Consider the following 17,077-nt stretch of genomic DNA (forward strand, 5'->3'; position numbering starts at 1 on the left):
CCAAATAAATTTTCTTCTAACCTAAACCGACTTTGTTTAGAGGGTTGTGCATATATGTGAATTCAATTCTCAATGAAGACTATCAAAACGCAGTAAAATAAATAAACAGTGTATATGTTTAATTTAGTTAAACAATGTCTCGACACCGTTTCAAGTAAGTAAACTCAGCTTAGTTTTTTTATTCAACGCATAAAAAAACCCTGCTGGTTTTCACCAACAGGGTTTTTCTTCATTACTTTCGTGTAGTAAAACTTAAATTAAGCTTTTTCTACAACGTCCACTAATGTCCAAGACTTAGTCTTTGAAATTGGTGCACATTCGCGAATAGTAACAACATCACCCATGTTACATACGTTAGCTTCATCGTGTGCTTTCAACTTAGTTGAACGCGAAATGAATTTACCGTAGATAGGGTGCTTAACACGACGCTCAATCAGGACAGTGATAGACTTATCCATTTTGTCACTGATTACACGACCTTGTAGAGTACGAATTTTATCACTCATTACTTACCAGCCTTCTCAGTTATGATAGTCTTAACACGTGCAATATTGCGACGTACAGTTCTTAGCAAGTGAGTTTGTGCTAACTGACCTGTGCTTGCTTGCATGCGATAGTTAAACTGTTCGCGCAAAAGCTCAAGTAACTCAGCATTTAACTCTTCAATGCTCTTTTCTCTTAATTCGCTAGCTTTCATTACATCACCGTTCTAGTTACGAAGGTTGTTTTGAACGGAAGTTTAGCTGCTGCTAAAGCAAATGCTTCACGCGCTAATTCTTCTGGAACACCTTCCATTTCATAAAGAACACGACCTGGTAGAATTTGACATACCCAATATTCTACAGAACCTTTACCTTTACCCATACGAACCTCAAGAGGCTTCTTGGTAATTGGCTTGTCTGGGAATACGCGGATCCAGATTTTACCTTGACGCTTAACGTGACGTGTCATTGCACGACGAGCTGCTTCAATCTGACGAGCAGTCATACGACCACGTTCAACAGATTTAAGGCCGTAAGTACCGAAGCTTACAGTGCTACCAGTTTGTGCAAGACCACGGTTACGCAATTTAAATTGCTTACGGAATTTAGTACGTTTTGGTTGTAACATTACTTATCCCCTACTTGCTCTTACGGTTGTTTCTTTTCTTAGGCTTAGGAGCTGGTGCTTCAACCTGTGCAGGCATACCACCAATAACTTCACCTTTAAAGATCCAAACCTTAATACCGATAGTACCGTACGTTGTTTCACCACGCGCAGTTGCGTAGTCAATGTCAGCACGTAAAGTGTGTAATGGTACACGACCTTCACGGTACCACTCAGAACGAGCGATATCTGCGCCGCCTAAACGACCGCTAACTTCAACTTTGATACCTTTAGCACCTAAACGCATAGCGTTTTGTACAGCACGCTTCATAGCGCGACGGAACATTACACGACGCTCTAATTGGCTTGCGATGCCGTCAGCTACTAATTGTGCATCCATTTCTGGCTTACGTACTTCTGCAATGTTGATTTGTGCAGGTACACCAGCAATTTTAGATACTTGTAAACGTAACTTCTCTACGTCTTCACCTTTCTTACCGATAACAACACCTGGACGAGCAGTGTGAATAGTTACACGGATAGATTTAGCTGGACGCTCAATTACGATTTTTGATAATGAGGCACGCTTAAGCTTTTCAGATAAGTAAGCACGAACTAAGTGATCGCCGTGTAAGTTATCTGCAAACTCTTTGCTACTTGCAAACCAAGTAGACGCGAAAGGTTTAGTGATACCTAAGCGAATACCATTTGGATGGACTTTTTGACCCATTCTAATATCTCCTAGCTATCAGCAACAATCACAGTAATGTGACTGGTACGCTTAAGGATACGATCCGCGCGACCTTTCGCACGAGGCTTAATACGCTTCATTGTAGGACCATCGTCAACAAAAATTGTTTTTACGAATAGCTCATCAATGTCTGCACCTTCGTTGTGCTCTGCATTAGCAATCGCTGAGTTAAGTACTTTCTTAACTAGAACTGCAGCACCTTTGTTGCTGTATTCTAAGATTTCAAGTGCTTTCTCAACGTGTACGCCACGGATTTGATCCGCAACTAAACGTGCTTTTTGAGCAGAACCACGGGCAAATTTATGTTTAGCAATAGCTTCCATTTAACTTCCCCTTACTTCTTCTTCGCTTTCTTATCAGCAGCGTGGCCGCGATAAGTACGAGTTGGTGCAAATTCACCTAATTTGTGACCGATCATTTCTTCGGTAACAAATACAGGAACGTGTTGACGACCATTATGGACAGCGATAGTCAATCCGATCATGTTAGGGATGATCATTGAACGACGGGACCAAGTTTTGATTGGCTTTTTATTCCCGCTTTCTACCGCTTTCTCTACCTTCGTCAACAAGTGTAGGTCAATAAAAGGACCTTTCTTGAGAGAACGTGGCATGGTAATTCCTCTTTATTAATTAAGTACTAATTACTTAGTACGACGACGTACGATGAACTTGTCAGTACGCTTGTTCTTACGAGTCTTGTAACCCTTAGTTGGTACACCCCAAGGAGATACCGGATGACGACCGCCTGAAGTTTTACCTTCACCACCACCGTGTGGGTGATCAACTGGGTTCATGGCAACACCACGAACAGTTGGGCGAACACCACGCCAACGTTGAGCACCAGCTTTACCTAGAGAGCGAAGCATGTGTTCTGCGTTGCCGATTTCACCAAGAGTTGCACGACAATCTGCTTCAACTTTACGCATTTCGCCTGAACGAAGACGTAGAGTTACATAAGCACCGTCTTTAGCAACTAATTGAGCGTAAGTACCAGCCGCACGAGCGATCTGAGCACCTTTGCCTGGCTTAAGTTCGATTGCGTGAATAACACTACCTAATGGTGTGTTACGTAATGGTAACGTGTTACCTGCTTTGATTGGCGCGTCTACACCAGACTGGATTGTATCACCAGCTTTTAGGCCTTTTGGAGCCAAGATGTAACGACGTTCACCGTCAGCATAAAGTACTAACGCGATGTTAGCTGAACGGTTTGGATCATATTCCAAACGCTCTACTTTTGCAGGGATACCATCTTTAGTACGCTTAAAGTCAATTACGCGATAGTGATGCTTGTGACCACCACCAACGTGACGAACAGTAATACGACCCGTGTTGTTACGACCACCTGACTTAGAGTTTTTCTCTAAAAGAGGTGCGTAAGGCTTACCTTTGTATAGGTCCGGGTTAACCACTTTAACTACGTGGCGACGACCCGGAGAAGTTGGTTTACATTTAACAACTGCCATTTTGCTTCTCCTATGCTTCAGCGCCAACGAAGTCGATGTCGCTACCTTCAGCTAAAGTAACGTAAGCTTTTTTCCAGTCGTTACGACGGCCCATACGAGCACCAGTACGCTTTTGCTTACCTTTAACATTAAGAGTACGAACACCTTCAACTTTTACGTCGAAAAGTTGCTCAACTGCCGCTTTGATTTCAGCTTTTTTAGCATCTGTTGCTACTTTGAAAACAATCGTGTTGTTTGCTTCAGCAGACAAAGTTGCCTTTTCAGAAATGTTTGGTGCTAAAAGCACTTTTAACAAACGTTCTTCGTTTATCATGCGAACATCTCCTCAACTTGCTTAACCGCGTCAGCAGTCATCAATACTTTTTCGAAACCAACTAAGCTTACTGGGTCGATAGCTTGTACATCACGAACGTCAACTTTGTATAAGTTACGAGTAGATAAGAATAAGTTCTCGTCTACTTCTGGCGTTACGATTAATACGTCTTTAAGCTCAAGACCTTTTAACTTAGCAACTAATTCTTTAGTTTTTGGTGAATCAACCGTGAACTCGTTCACAACCACTAAACGGTCTTGACGAACTAATTCAGAAAGGATGCTTTTGATCGCACCACGGTACATTTTACGGTTAACTTTTTGGCTGTGATCTTGAGGACGTGCAGCGAATGTTACGCCACCAGTTCTCCAAATTGGACCACGAGTTGTACCAGCACGTGCACGGCCAGTACCTTTTTGACGCCATGGCTTCTTGCCACCACCGCTAACTTCAGAACGGTTCTTCTGCTTTACAGTACCTTGACGAGCACCTGCTGCATAAGCAACAACTACTTGGTGTACTAAAGCTTCGTTGAACTCACGTCCAAAAGTAGCTTCTGAAACTTCAAGAGCGCCTGACGCGTCTTTTAATGCTAATTCCATCAAAATTCTCCTCAGACGTTAGGCTTTAACAGCTGGCTTGATGATTACGTCAGCGTTTACGTGACCCGGAACTGCACCTTTAATAAGAAGCAAGTTACGTTCAGCATCTACGCGAACTAACTCAAGGTTCTGTGTAGTAGTTTTCACAGCACCCATGTGACCAGACATTTTTTTGCCTTTAAATACACGACCAGGTGTTTGACACTGACCGATAGAACCGTTTGAACGGTGAGAGATTGAGTTACCGTGAGTAGCATCTTGCATACGGAAGTTCCAACGCTTAATACCACCTTGGAAACCTTTACCTTTTGAAGTGCCAGTTACATCAACTAACTTAGTGTCGTTGAAAAGCTCAACAGTAATTTCGCTACCAGTTGCTAATTCTGCACCTTCACCGTCGTTAAGACGGAATTCCCACAAACCACGACCAGCTTCGATACCTGCTTTCGCAAAGTGACCTGCTGTAGGCTTGTTGATACGGTTAGCTTTCTTAGTACCAGTAGTAACTTGAATCGCTGAATAGCCATCGTTGTCTACAGTTTTAACCTGAGCAACACGGTTGGCTTCAACTTCTAGGACTGTAACTGGAGTAGAAACGCCATCTTCAGAGAAGACACGAGTCATACCAACTTTACGTCCGACTAAACCGATAGTCATTGTTAAAACTCCTATTAACCCAAGCTAATTTGAACGTCGACACCAGCTGCTAAGTCAAGACGCATAAGAGCATCAACAGTCTTATCAGTAGGTTCTACGATATCAATTAAACGCTTGTGCGTACGAATTTCGTACTGATCACGCGCATCTTTGTTAACGTGTGGAGAAATCAAAACAGTGAAACGCTCTTTACGTGTAGGAAGTGGAATTGGACCACGAACCTGAGCACCAGTGCGCTTTGCAGTGTCAACGATTTCTGCTGTAGATTGATCAATCAAACGATGATCAAACGCTTTCAAACGAATGCGAATTCTTTGATTTGACATTTATCAAATCCCCTAATAAAAGAACGAACAAAGTACAGCCCATCGCCTTTCTTATTGAGAAAGGGGGGAGTACCGATTAATCATTCAACCCCAAATCGGGGCTGCTGTTAAGGTAATAAAACCTAAGTTTTTGTACCTGCCTGATTTAGCTAATACTAATTCAGGAGCGCGTATTATACATAAGAATAAAAAAAGAGCAACTATTAAAGTTGCCCCAAAGGAAAATGCCTGTCATTAAAACGTGTTAAACGGAACCCATCTTACATCTACGATCCCATAGCTCTGCACTTTTTTCATATTCAATTTTAGCGCGTTTTAACGTAATAACTTGAGTTTCTGAGTAACGCTCGCCTGTTTTACGGTCTTCAATCCAAATATCTACTTGTCTACGGTTCTTATACATTTTATGGCCAAACCCATAGTCACCGCCTGGTTTTAACTCGACTTCAAATAACGCATCTGCCTCCATCGCTTCGAATATAGCTTTTACCCACAACTTGTGTTGTCCAGCGGGATGTTGATAAGCCAAACGAAACGGGCGTGGAGCGTTGTTATTGCACATAACATAGAGATACTTTAACGTTTCTTTGGTGTATGGATGAGTGTCTTCGTCATAGTTATTCTCTTTCCACTCAATGTGATTTTGCACGGTAATTTTGTTATTTCTAACATAGTTTTCTACTCGAGCGTTGCCGTCTTTTATCTCGTACTTAACAAGCGCTGAACACCCCGTTAATGTAGCTGTAGCTACTGCCATCATTAAAATGATACTTCTTTTCATAGTTTTTCCTTACTCTATTAAATAATTAGTTGATAATTAATAACTTACTGTTAAACCTAATGGTCTAAATCTAACTTTTGGCTCTGAACATCCCCTTCCGTAGCACCAAAAATTGGCAAAGTAATCCCCTCCCAGCCCTGGACTGAGATTAATAATTTTGGGAAAGGATTACTTTAAAGGGGGCTAGACAGTCCCGGTTCTACATCGGGAAGTCCATAAATCAGCGGCTTTCTCATATTCGATTTTTATCCGCTTTAATGTGATTAATTGAACTTCACTATAGGGCTCACCGGTATTCAAATCTTTTATCCAAACTTCTACCTGCCGACGGTTTTTATACATTCGTTGATCGAATGCATAATTACCACCTGGTTTAAGCTCAACATCAAATAAAACGTCCGCTTCCATTTGACCATATATGGCTTTTGCCCAGATTTTGTGTTGACCTGCAGGATGTTGATAAGCAAGTCGGAAAGGCCGAGGATCTTGGTTATTACACATCGCGTATAAATACCGTAACGTTTCCTTGGTATACGGGTGTGTATTTTCATCATAGTTGTTATCTTTCCATTCCTTATGGTTTTGAACAGCTACTTCATTGGTCCTCGTAAAGTTTTCAAGTCGTGCATGTCCTTCTTTGATCTGGTATTTGACTGGCACAACTGAACAGCCTGCCATCATCAGAACGAGTGAAATACAACTTAAAGCCTTAACCTTTCTCATACTTAGCTCCTCAAATACGTTTAGTATTTAGTTCGAATTTTTGCTAGCTGGTGGCTTAGGAAGACGCTGAACGTGAGCTTGCGTGCGTGCATGAATATTAGCGTCCACTATTTCTTGTAATCGCGTTGCATCATAGAAGTCTTTGTTTTGTAAAAATGAAACTTGACCGTTATGATTTGCGATAAGCTCATTTGTTCTCATTAGACTTGCCAAAGACAACGAAACTTTCATATCTTGACCAGCTTTCACAGGCATTGAGATAGATACATCCTCTTTAACGCCCTGTGCGATAAGTGCATCAGTCAATTCCAGCAGTAAAGCATCTAATGTTACTGAAGTTTTATCTGATAACTCTTTATCTTTGTATAAAGCACTTACATGACTTCCGTTATTGACTGTTTGGTAGCTGAATCCTGGCAATGCAGCTGGCATTAAGCGAGCAGAAAGTTTCTTACTATCTCCGCCTCTTACAACTGTCATTTTAATATAGTCACCAAATGAAACCTTGCCTAGGTAATCAGAAAATGATTTCTTATTTAATGTACCTTCACTTTTTCCAGACACGGATGTGATTGTATCACCAGCTTTCAACCCAATAATATCAGCACTTGACCCAGCGATAACATTTGCAACCGTTACCCCTTGCCCTGTTTCATTGGTTTGCGCACCAAAAAAGCCGGCCAAATGAATGTCTTTGACAAAACCACTAGACAAATTTTTATTGCTTGCCAACGTTTTGTTTATAGTTAATAGCGTATTTTGAACTTCTGGCGACAATGACTTACCGTCTATTGCTTTGTATGCTGACATTGCATCTTCGTTACATTGGGATGGCTTAGCACTGACTAAACTAAAAGACGGGTTTTTAACACCCTGTAGCTCAACAACATAATTCATATTGGGTTCAATCAATAAACCTAAACCACTGTTGCCGACTGGAGCAACAGGTTTAGCAATGCCCACTGAGTTTTTTGGAAACTTTTTGTTCTTATTATATTGAATATACTGCCTTTTGTTCCAAATACTCATCGACAAATTGTGAAAACCCGGCTCCAAATAATACTTGTGTTTACTTTTTGCTATCGAACGATAATTTTTTAAACTTTGGTTCGTTTTTGCACCATTATGGCCAACGACTTCAGCGATATAATCTTTACCGTCAATCTCTGCACCTTTCACTTGCAGGGATGAACACGTAGCGGCGTTAACGTTAGCAACTTGCAGCGCTAACGGCATGAGTAGTAATGCTGTGAGTTTTAGTTTCATTGTCATTTTCCTTCTAGTTGTTTTTATTTTTTGGAGAAGCAGCAACACTTGTCTGTGCTCTTCCAGAATTATTTACCATTACTCTAGTACTTCGAGCCGGCGCGACTTCACTCTGTTCACTAAGAAAAGTTACATTAGTTCGGTCATTGTTTCGCGCAGCGAGCCATTGACCAGTTTTCGTCAAACCATATTGCATAGCTACTTTTCGGCTTATTGCAAGATGGCGATTTTTATCTGCTAAAAAGCTAGATTCATCCTTCAAGTCTATTACCATAGATATTTCTGGAAATACTCTGACTTGAGCTTTATTAGCGACAGATTTCTGTTCACCGCCTCTTACGTAATCTATGCGGTAATCCTTACTTACATAATCTCTTTTGGTTAAATCAAACGATGTGGGGTTAGGAGTAATGTCATCAATTTTTAAGATCAAATCCCCTACTTTTAACCCCAACTGTTCTGCTACGCTATTTTTGCGAATGAAACTGACTTTCACCCCTGTATAACCATTCTCACTTTGCTTAACGCCCGTAACACCTATTCGACTGTCAATTTCAGCTGGCACTGCAAAATGTATGCGTTCACTATTTAATGACTGGGTTCTATAGTGTTCTACTATTTCTAAAATTTGAAAATCCAATTGATACCGCGCACTTGATTGAATTGGTAAGTGCTTTTTAAGACTGTCTGATTTAGATTGGTTTATTGCATAATAATATTGCGGTATGAATAAGTTATTTAGCTCATCAGACAAAGAATAACGCTCTCCACTTCTATCAAGTACTATCTTGATACCCCTTTGAAGGCTTGCAATAGCATTATCTAATTGCTCTTTTTTATCAGAGAACTTCCCTGTTAGCTTATAACCATTGACGTTTAATATTGTATCGCCACTTTTAATACCAAGTTGGTTTGCAACAGAGTATGGAGTAATACTCAAGACTTCCAATCCACTTAAATCATCATTGTGTTTTTTAAAAACCCAACCAAAATCTGTAGTAAAACCAGCAGGAGCAATACTTTCAACTGAGTCATATTCCTGCTCTTGCATCACATCGAAAAAGATTTGCTGTAATTTCAGTTTATGTGCTTTAGGCAATGTCACCTGTTGCTGAGTCTTTTCAGATTCAAGTTCGTCAACAAATATCGATTTAGGAAATGGACAGCCGGCTATCGTTTTTTCATTAACGTCCAAATCAACGACTTCTCCCTCTTCTCTAATAATAGAGACTTGATATAGCTTGCCTTGCTCTATTTCTAATCCAAAATAGACCGGAGCAGCACCAAGATCCGGATGTAAGAATAAGCTTTCCACAACACTTGGTTTTTTGTCTACGACTGCACCAAAAAACTCGTATTGGCCTTCATTAATTCTAAATGTGTTTTCTTTGTTCCAACTGTTAAATGACTTTAACCCTTGGTACAAGATTACGTCATTGACTTGATTAATTTTGATCTCAGATTGCTGGTCAGGAATAAACTCCACATAAGAGCAAGAGCCTTCAGCTTTTGCTACAGCATTAACCGTCAGACATAAGCTTCCAACCAATGCTAATTTCCTGAGAAGTTTATAATGAAATAACATCTTCTTTATTCTCTCTCATTTCAACTTCTAATATTGCACTCATTAGTGCTTTTCTTTCTTTTAGTTTTTGAACAAATTCTTGAGTTGAATCAACTTCACTTAGTCGCTGTTCAATTTGTAGCATTTGACTCAACATTTCTTGTGGGATGTCTTGAGAAACAGTCAAAGACAATTGACTTTCCAAGTGTCTATTTGAGTTCCTCAGTTCTGCCAGCTCTTGCTGAATTTGATATTGTTGAAAAGATAAATTGCCTAACAAACCAATCACTACCGTTGCTGCTGCCGCACCAAACCACTGCCATACGCCTATTTTTCTTTTTTCATTAACTTGTTCTACATGGCTATATTTTGACATTTCCATTTTACTTTGCAGTGCAGTCCAAGCCTGTTCTGGCGGTTTGACAAGTTCGATATATTGAGTGGCATCAAGCAAGGTTAAAATTGCTTCACGTTCGGCCTGGCACTCTTTACACACTTTTAAGTGCGCTTCCTCAACTGGAGTCAGTGATTTTGTTAATCTGTCGCTAGATATATGCATGATTTTTAACCTCACTCGACGATCTAATTCTTTTAAGCGCCCTAGATACAATCGATTTAGAGTAACTCGGTGTTTTTGACATCAACATGGCAATTTCATCATGACTGTATTGCTCAACAATAAACAACCACAACACTAATCGCTCAACTTCATTTACCTTGGCTAATAAGGTTTCTATTAATTGACTTTGTTCTAATGAATCAGTGTCGATATCATCTTCAAGAGAACAGTCGTCTGCGCATTCTTCTATAAAAACCAATCTTTTTGACTTTCTTAAAAAGCTCAACGTATTGTTAAAGGCAATGCGCTTTGCCCAAGCAACAAAAGACTGATGCTTCTTATATAGGGACATCTTTTCGAATATATCTAAAAAGGTGTCTTGCAATATTTCTTGCGCAGTGTCCGTGTTGCGGCAAATATTGATTATGACTGTATATATTTGAGGAGATAACAAGCGATAGCAGCGTTCAAAGGCACTAGCATCCCCTTGCTTCATCAAATCTACTAGCCTATCTTCCCAAATATCCAAACGGGCATCCTTATTTGTCTTTATACATACTAAACGCACGACTATTTATAATCGTCGCAACTTTTTTCAATTTTTTTTGTAATGACTATTTAATTTACCAAAAATAGCATTCTACTGATCTAAAGTCGCAACTAAATTTGCTTATGAAAAAATCAGTTTCATCGTCATTAGTTTTATGACACCTAAATTAAGATCGCAATTTAATTTCCATAAGTTATTTTGGTTTGTTCTAACTTCTGGTATACTCGCGCGGTTTTTAATCACTAACCCTTTTAGAGCAAGAAAATGGCAGATTTAAGTAAATACAGAAATATTGGTATTTTCGCTCACGTTGATGCTGGTAAAACCACAACAACTGAACGAATTTTGAAACTTACAGGTATGATCCACAAGATCGGTGAAGTTCACGATGGTGAATCTACAACTGACTTCATGGAACAAGAAGCTGAGCGTGGTATTACTATCCAGTCTGCTGCTGTTACTTGTGAATGGAAAAAACACCGCTTTAACGTAATTGACACCCCGGGTCACGTTGACTTCACAGTAGAAGTTTACCGTTCTCTTAAAGTTCTTGACGGTGGTATCGGTGTATTCTGTGGTTCTGGTGGTGTTGAGCCGCAATCAGAAACTAACTGGCGCTACGCTAACGAATCAAAAGTTGCTCGTCTAATCTTCGTGAACAAGCTTGACCGTTTAGGTGCAAACTTCTACCGTGTTAAAGACCAAGTAGAAAACGTACTTGGTGCTCGTTCACTAGTTATGACTTTACCAATCGGTGAAGAAGACAACTTCGTAGGTGTTGTAGACGTACTTTCTCAAAAAGCTTACGTATGGGATGATTCAGGTCAACCAGAAAACTACGAAATTCAAGACATCCCTGCTGACATGGTAGACGATGCAGCTGCATACCGTGAAGAAATGATCGAAACGGCATTAGAAGCAGACGAAGATCTACTAATGGAATACCTTGACGGTGAATTAGACCCAACGGAAGAGCAAATCAAAGCATGTATCCGTAAAGGTACTAACGAATTATTATTCTTCCCTACTTTCTGTGGTTCTGCTTTCAAAAACAAAGGTATGCAACTTCTTCTTGACGCTGTTGTTGACTACTTACCTTCTCCAACTGAAGTTCCACCTCAACCGTTAACTGACGAAGAAGGTGAGCCTACTGGTGAATTCGCTTTAGTAGACGCTGAAGAGCCGTTCCGTGCATTAGCATTCAAAATTATGGATGACCGTTTCGGTGCTCTTACTTTCGTACGTATCTACTCAGGTCGTCTTAAGAAAGGTGACACTGTACTTAACTCATTCACAGGTAAGACAGAGCGTATCGGCCGTATGGTAGAGATGCAAGCTGAAGACCGTACTGAACTTACAGAAGCGCAAGCTGGTGACATCTTAGCTATCGTAGGTATGAAGAACGTACAAACTGGTCACACATTATGTGATGTTAAACAACCTTGTACGCTTGAAGCTATGGTATTCCCTGAGCCAGTAATCTCAATCGCTGTTTCTCCTAAAGAGAAAGGTGGTGCTGAGAAGATGGGTATCGCTATCGGTAAGATGGTTGCTGAAGATCCAACGTTCCAAGTTGAAACTGACGAAGACTCAGGTGAAACTATCCTTAAAGGTATGGGTGAACTTCACTTAGATATCAAAGTAGATATCTTGAAGCGTACTTACGGCGTTGAATTAGAAGTTGGTAAGCCACAAGTAGCATACCGTGAAACGATTACGCAAGAAATCGAAGATTCTTACACGCACAAGAAGCAATCTGGTGGTTCAGGTCAATTCGGTAAGATCGATTACCGCATCAAGCCAGGCGAGCCAAACTCAGGCTTCTCATTCAAGTCAACAGTTGTTGGTGGTAACGTTCCTAAAGAATTCTTCCCTGCAATCGAAAAAGGTTTCGCAGGTATGATGGAAGAAGGTCCGGTTGCTGGCTTCCCAGTACTTGACGTTGAAATCGAACTATTCGACGGTGGCTACCACGCAGTTGACTCGTCAGCAGTAGCTTTCGAAATCGCAGCGAAAGGCGCTTTCCGCCAATCAATGCCTAAAGCTGGCGCTCAATTATTAGAGCCAGTGATGAAGGTTGACGTATTCACGCCAGACGATCACGTTGGTGACGTAATCGGTGACCTTAACCGTCGTCGTGGTATGATCAAAGACCAAGAAGCTGGTACAACTGGCGTTCGCATCAAAGCAGACGTTCCATTATCAGAAATGTTTGGTTACATCGGTCACTTACGTACAATCACTTCAGGCCGTGGTCAATTCTCAATGGAATTCAGCCACTACTCAGCAGCTCCAGCTAACGTAGCTGAAGAAGTTATCGCTGAAGTTAAAGCACGTAAAGAAGCTAAGTAGTTTCGCATAACATTAGTTTTCTGAACTGATTTGAAAGCCCTGCACTTGCAGGGCTTTTTTATGTCTGCCAAACAGACAGATGGAATTCAGCCAGTTCACATAAACACAAGCAGCTCCTGCTAACGTAGCTGAAGAAGTTATCGCTGAAGTTAAAGCACGTAAAGAAGCTAAGTAATCTAGCTTTTTAAACAAGCTTTAGAAAGCCTCGCCTTTTCTTGTTAAAAGTCGGGGCTTTTTTATGTCTGCTAAACGGACAGATGGAATTCAGCCAGTCCACATAAACCCAAACAGCTCCTGCTAACGTAGCTGAAGAAGTTATCGCTGAAGTTAAAGCACGTAAAGAAGCTAAGTAATCTAGCTTTTTAAACAAGCTTTAGAAAGCCTCGCTTTTTCTTGTTAAAAGTCGGGGCTTTTTTATGTCTGCTAAACGGACAGATGGAATTCAGCCAGTCCACATAAACCCAAGCAGCTCCAGCTATCGTAACAGAAGAAGTTATCACCAACTTACATTTATTCATCCCATAAAGTGCTAAAAACCACTTTTGTTCACTTCTATTTCTTTTGTTTTCTTCGAGTTTCCGACATACTGATTTCTATCTTATAAAGTCGCAATTTGGTCGTGTAACTATTCAAGCAAAGTTACAGTCCTGTTACGTTAGAGAATTAACTCCCCAATAAATACAAAGAGAAGGTAAATCTTATGGTTGCTAAGCTTTCAAAATTAGCTATTGGCTTGTCACTAGTGACAGCGTCTTCATTGTCTTTCGCAGAATCTATTACTTTTGACTCAACGGTAAAGAAAAGCACAGATACATTAGTGGTTTTTTACGGTGAAGAAGCTAAAAACACTACGTTTGCAAAATACGATAAGAAGAGTAAAGGTCAGTTAAATAAAGCCATCGAAGCTGCAGCATTTAAAGGCGGTTATGGCAAAATGGTTGAGGTTTTAGCACCAAACAACCTTGATTATCAGCGTGTTGTAGTTGTTGGTACAGGTGACAAAGCCTTATCTAAAAATAAAGCAACAAAATTAGGTGGTAACCTGTCTGCTAAATTAGAGCAAAAGCAAATCAAAAACATTACTGTCGCTACAGATGGCATGGCCGATAACGCGAACACGTCAGCCTTGATAGCACATGGCATTAGCCTTCGTTCATATCGCTTCGATAATTACCGTAAAGAAAAACGCCAAGAAAAGTCTTTCTACTTTGACGTAGATAACGGCAAGGCAGCAGAGAAAGCATACAAGCCGCTTACTTATATTGAAAGTGGTGTATTTTTAGCACGTGATTTAACTAGCGAAACAGCGACTGAATTAAACCCAATCGATTTTGCTAATGCAGCAAAAGAGCTAAAAAAATACGGCGTTGAAGTTACTGTACTTGAGCCTAAAGATCTTAAGAAATTAGGCATGGGTGCATTAGAAGCAGTCGGCAGAGGCAGTATCCAAGGTGCTCGCTTAGTTGTAGCACATTACAAAAACAGCGATGACGCACCGATTGCAATCGCTGGTAAAGGTATCACCTTTGATTCAGGTGGTTACAACATCAAAACTCATAGTTCTATTAACTACATGAAAGTAGATATGGCTGGTGCTGCTGCCGCATTAGGTACAGTAAAAGCGTTAGCTATGGGTAAAGAGAAAGTGAACGTTGTTGCTGTAATGGCAATGGCTGCTAACATGGTTTCAGAAAACTCTGTGGCGCCTGGCGACGTAATTCGCACTGCTGAGGGCCTTACAGTAGAAATTACGAATACTGACGCAGAAGGCCGACTAGTGCTTTCAGATGCCCTGTGGTATGCGAGAGAGAACTATAACCCTAGTGTTATGGTCGATTTAGCGACTCTTACTGGTTCTAAAGTTCGCGCTGTGGGTAACGAATATGCTGCTGTTTTTTCAAAAGACGACGAATTAGTACAACAGTTAACTGTTTCAGGTAAACAGGTAAATGAAAACTTATGGCGCTTACCTCTTGGCTATAAAGATAAGTTAAAGAGTAACATCGCTGACTTGAGAAATACTGGAACAGGTGGTCCTGGAGCGACCACAGCTGCGACATTCCTAGAGCAGTTTGTAGGGGATACCAAATGGGCGCATATCGATATTGCTGGTAACGCTTTAGCGAATTCATCTAAAGGCGAAGTACCTAAAGGTGGTACAGGCTACGGAGTTCGTTTACTTACCGAGTGGATTTTAAACAATAAGTAGAGACAGTTTATAAACTGTATTACATTAAAAAGAGCACTTAAGGTGCTCTTTTTTATTATTAAATGCAAAAATTTTAAAGTTTTTAAAAAAGAGTGTCGGAAAATTGAAAGCCTGTTCGTCTTATAAAGGAAGCTAGAGATTACTCTAGTATGTTTAATAGAAAATAAGGAATATACCATGCAATATCTATGTTTAATTTTTGAAGCAGAATCACTAGCAGCACAACGTGATGACCAAGCGAACCAAGCGTTATTTGCTGAGTACCATAAGTTTACGGAAGACATTGAAGCGTCTGGTCATCATATTGGAGGCGAAGCGCTAATGCCTACCGAAACTGCTACAACTGTTCGCGTCAGAAATGGCGAAACACTACTTACCGACGGTCCTTTTGCTGAAACTAAAGAGCAGCTTGGTGGCTACTATCTCATTGAAGCTTCTTCTCTTGATGATGCTGTTGAAGTTGCTTCTCGCATCCCATCTGCAAAAGATGGTTGTGTCGAAGTTAGACCAATAATGGTTATTGAGTAAGTTGACCATTCAAGAATGTATCTCTACAGCCTACGGAACGGCACTTGCCGTTCTCGCTAGGCAGTTGGGTGATCTTGATAAGGCTCAAGATGCCTTGCAACACGCCTGTGAAAAAGCGCTGATAAAATGGAAAGATGAAATACCTAGCAACCCAAAAGCTTGGCTAATTACCGTTGCGAAAAATTACTCGATAGATACATGGCGAAAACAAAGTAAATATTCAGAAGAAGAATGCGACCTAAGTTTAACCACTGACCAAGCAGCGATTTTTGAAGATGCTACGCTTGGATTAGTGTTCACGTGTTGTCACCCTTCTATAGCGCTAGAAAACCAAGTGGCTTTAACTCTAAAGTTTGTCTTTGGTTTCGACGACAAAACAATTGCCTCTGCGTTGTTAATACCTAAAAAAACCCTTGAACAAAGAATCACTCGCTCTAAAACAAAGATTAAACAAAACAACTTCGATTTTGATCTGCCGTCAAGTAAATATTTGGAAGAAAGGATTAACAGTGTTCTAAAAGTTATCTACCTTGTGTTCAACGAAGGCTATTACTCCAGTTCAGGAACTAAAGCATTTGTCACCATACTCTGTAAGCAAGCAATCGATATATTAAGCACATTATGTCGAACCTTTCGTGGTAGAGCTAAAGCACTTGCCCTACTTTCTTTAATGTATTTTTCCTACTCTAGGGTACCAGCACGCAATAACGAATACTTTATCTCGCTAGAACTTCAGGATCGCTCTTTATGGGATAAAAAGCTCATTAGTGACGCCGATGTATTACTACAGAAATCTTTAATGTTAGGCTCTGTTTCTAGCTATCACATAGAAGCTGCTATTTCAGGGCTTCATTGCCAATCTTCAAGCTACGAGAAAACCGATTGGCAGCAAATATCTTCGTTATATTTAAAGCTAAGAGAATATAACCGTTCGCCGGCAGTTATTGTTAACTACGCGGCATCTCTGCTTATGAACAACCAATTAGAAAAAGCCAACATACAGTTAGCTTCAGTAGAAAAGTTGATGATCAATTACTTACCGTTTTACATGGTAAAGGCGAAAGCTTGCGAACTAGAAGGTAATTATTCAAATGCACTTAATCTCTACCAAACAGCATTAGAGCTAAGTAACAACTATATTGAACAGCAATTTATTAGTAACAAGATAAATTCGATAGATGCAGCCAATTAACTTGATTCTATGTAGCCAAAAACAAAAAAGAGCGCCTAAGCGCTCTTTTTCTAGATGTTCGATGTGAACTAAGAATCGATATTAGTCGATGATCTTAGATACAACACCAGCACCTACTGTACGGCCACCTTCACGGATTGCGAAGCGTAA

General features: G+C 40.4%; 22 protein-coding genes. 4 read left to right on the plus strand and 18 right to left on the minus strand.

Annotated elements, in window-relative coordinates; all coding sequences use genetic code 11:
- Window positions 1-257: 257 nt before the first annotated feature.
- From rpsQ to ACOB80_RS16600, 17 genes are all read right to left on the minus strand, one after another.
- A complete protein-coding gene (gene rpsQ / locus ACOB80_RS16520) occupies window positions 258-506 on the minus strand; it encodes a 30S ribosomal protein S17 (protein WP_473166954.1) in 249 nt (82 codons plus the stop codon).
- Window positions 506-697, minus strand: coding sequence for a 50S ribosomal protein L29 (rpmC, locus tag ACOB80_RS16525; protein WP_448548150.1), 192 nt, complete (start codon window positions 695-697; stop codon window positions 506-508). Before rpmC ends, rpsQ begins: the two co-directional genes overlap by 1 nt.
- A complete protein-coding gene (gene rplP, locus ACOB80_RS16530; RefSeq protein WP_473166955.1) occupies window positions 697-1,110 on the minus strand; it encodes a 50S ribosomal protein L16 in 414 nt (137 codons plus the stop codon). Before rplP ends, rpmC begins: the two co-directional genes overlap by 1 nt.
- A gap of 10 nt (window positions 1,111-1,120) precedes the next feature.
- A complete protein-coding gene (gene rpsC / locus ACOB80_RS16535) occupies window positions 1,121-1,816 on the minus strand; it encodes a 30S ribosomal protein S3 (protein ID WP_473166956.1) in 696 nt (231 codons plus the stop codon).
- An 11-nt stretch (window positions 1,817-1,827) separates the two neighbouring features.
- The gene (gene rplV / locus ACOB80_RS16540) at window positions 1,828-2,160 is read right to left on the minus strand and encodes a 50S ribosomal protein L22 (protein ID WP_473166957.1); all 333 of its coding nucleotides are present in this window, start codon (window positions 2,158-2,160) and stop codon (window positions 1,828-1,830) included.
- Between the two features lie 11 nt (window positions 2,161-2,171).
- Entirely contained in the window at window positions 2,172-2,450 is a 279-nt protein-coding gene (gene rpsS / locus ACOB80_RS16545; protein ID WP_074496195.1) for a 30S ribosomal protein S19, read from the minus strand.
- Between the two features lie 30 nt (window positions 2,451-2,480).
- A complete protein-coding gene (gene rplB / locus ACOB80_RS16550) occupies window positions 2,481-3,305 on the minus strand; it encodes a 50S ribosomal protein L2 (RefSeq protein ID WP_473166958.1) in 825 nt (274 codons plus the stop codon).
- A gap of 10 nt (window positions 3,306-3,315) precedes the next feature.
- Entirely contained in the window at window positions 3,316-3,618 is a 303-nt protein-coding gene (gene rplW / locus ACOB80_RS16555) for a 50S ribosomal protein L23 (RefSeq protein ID WP_473166959.1), read from the minus strand.
- Entirely contained in the window at window positions 3,615-4,220 is a 606-nt protein-coding gene (gene rplD, locus ACOB80_RS16560) for a 50S ribosomal protein L4 (protein WP_473166960.1), read from the minus strand. The genes rplW and rplD overlap by 4 nt, the downstream gene beginning before the upstream one ends.
- 18 nt (window positions 4,221-4,238) lie before the next feature.
- The gene (gene rplC, locus ACOB80_RS16565) at window positions 4,239-4,877 is read right to left on the minus strand and encodes a 50S ribosomal protein L3 (protein WP_473166961.1); all 639 of its coding nucleotides are present in this window, start codon (window positions 4,875-4,877) and stop codon (window positions 4,239-4,241) included.
- Window positions 4,878-4,891: 14 nt separating this feature from the next.
- Window positions 4,892-5,203 (minus strand): 30S ribosomal protein S10, encoded by a 312-nt coding sequence (rpsJ, locus tag ACOB80_RS16570; protein ID WP_093332363.1) that lies wholly within the window; start codon window positions 5,201-5,203, stop codon window positions 4,892-4,894.
- Between the two features lie 244 nt (window positions 5,204-5,447).
- Window positions 5,448-5,984 carry a hypothetical protein gene (locus tag ACOB80_RS16575; protein WP_473166962.1) on the minus strand — a complete coding sequence of 179 codons (537 nt, stop codon included), beginning with the start codon at window positions 5,982-5,984 and terminating at the stop codon, window positions 5,448-5,450.
- Between the two features lie 183 nt (window positions 5,985-6,167).
- Complete coding sequence (locus ACOB80_RS16580) at window positions 6,168-6,707, minus strand: hypothetical protein (RefSeq protein WP_473166963.1); 540 nt, start codon at window positions 6,705-6,707, stop codon at window positions 6,168-6,170.
- A 27-nt stretch (window positions 6,708-6,734) separates the two neighbouring features.
- Entirely contained in the window at window positions 6,735-7,973 is a 1,239-nt protein-coding gene (locus tag ACOB80_RS16585) for a PDZ domain-containing protein (RefSeq protein ID WP_473166964.1), read from the minus strand.
- A gap of 13 nt (window positions 7,974-7,986) precedes the next feature.
- Window positions 7,987-9,522 (minus strand): PDZ domain-containing protein, encoded by a 1,536-nt coding sequence (locus ACOB80_RS16590; protein WP_473166965.1) that lies wholly within the window; start codon window positions 9,520-9,522, stop codon window positions 7,987-7,989.
- Window positions 9,523-9,541: 19 nt separating this feature from the next.
- The gene (locus ACOB80_RS16595) at window positions 9,542-10,096 is read right to left on the minus strand and encodes a hypothetical protein (protein WP_473166966.1); all 555 of its coding nucleotides are present in this window, start codon (window positions 10,094-10,096) and stop codon (window positions 9,542-9,544) included.
- Window positions 10,083-10,625, minus strand: coding sequence for an RNA polymerase sigma factor (locus ACOB80_RS16600; RefSeq protein ID WP_473166967.1), 543 nt, complete (start codon window positions 10,623-10,625; stop codon window positions 10,083-10,085). The genes ACOB80_RS16595 and ACOB80_RS16600 overlap by 14 nt, the downstream gene beginning before the upstream one ends.
- Before the next feature lie 285 nt (window positions 10,626-10,910).
- Between ACOB80_RS16600 and fusA the strand changes: the two genes are divergently transcribed.
- The 4 genes from fusA to ACOB80_RS16620 all read left to right on the plus strand — a co-directional run bounded on the left by fusA (window position 10,911) and on the right by ACOB80_RS16620 (window position 16,927).
- On the plus strand, window positions 10,911-12,998 hold the full coding sequence (gene fusA, locus ACOB80_RS16605; RefSeq protein WP_473166968.1) for an elongation factor G: 2,088 nt from the start codon (window positions 10,911-10,913) through the stop codon (window positions 12,996-12,998).
- Between the two features lie 700 nt (window positions 12,999-13,698).
- Window positions 13,699-15,207, plus strand: a complete 1,509-nt coding sequence (locus ACOB80_RS16610; protein WP_473166969.1) for a leucyl aminopeptidase — start codon at window positions 13,699-13,701, stop codon at window positions 15,205-15,207.
- 177 nt (window positions 15,208-15,384) lie between these two features.
- Complete coding sequence (locus ACOB80_RS16615; protein ID WP_473166970.1) at window positions 15,385-15,735, plus strand: YciI family protein; 351 nt, start codon at window positions 15,385-15,387, stop codon at window positions 15,733-15,735.
- Window positions 15,728-16,927 (plus strand): RNA polymerase sigma factor, encoded by a 1,200-nt coding sequence (locus ACOB80_RS16620; protein WP_473166971.1) that lies wholly within the window; start codon window positions 15,728-15,730, stop codon window positions 16,925-16,927. Before ACOB80_RS16615 ends, ACOB80_RS16620 begins: the two co-directional genes overlap by 8 nt.
- An 81-nt stretch (window positions 16,928-17,008) precedes the next feature.
- Here the strand turns inward: ACOB80_RS16620 and ACOB80_RS16625 are convergent.
- The coding region (locus ACOB80_RS16625; protein ID WP_380298963.1) for an EF-Tu C-terminal domain-related protein at window positions 17,009-17,077 on the minus strand (69 nt) is incomplete at its 5' end.

This window comes from Thalassotalea coralli (assembly GCF_055786205.1).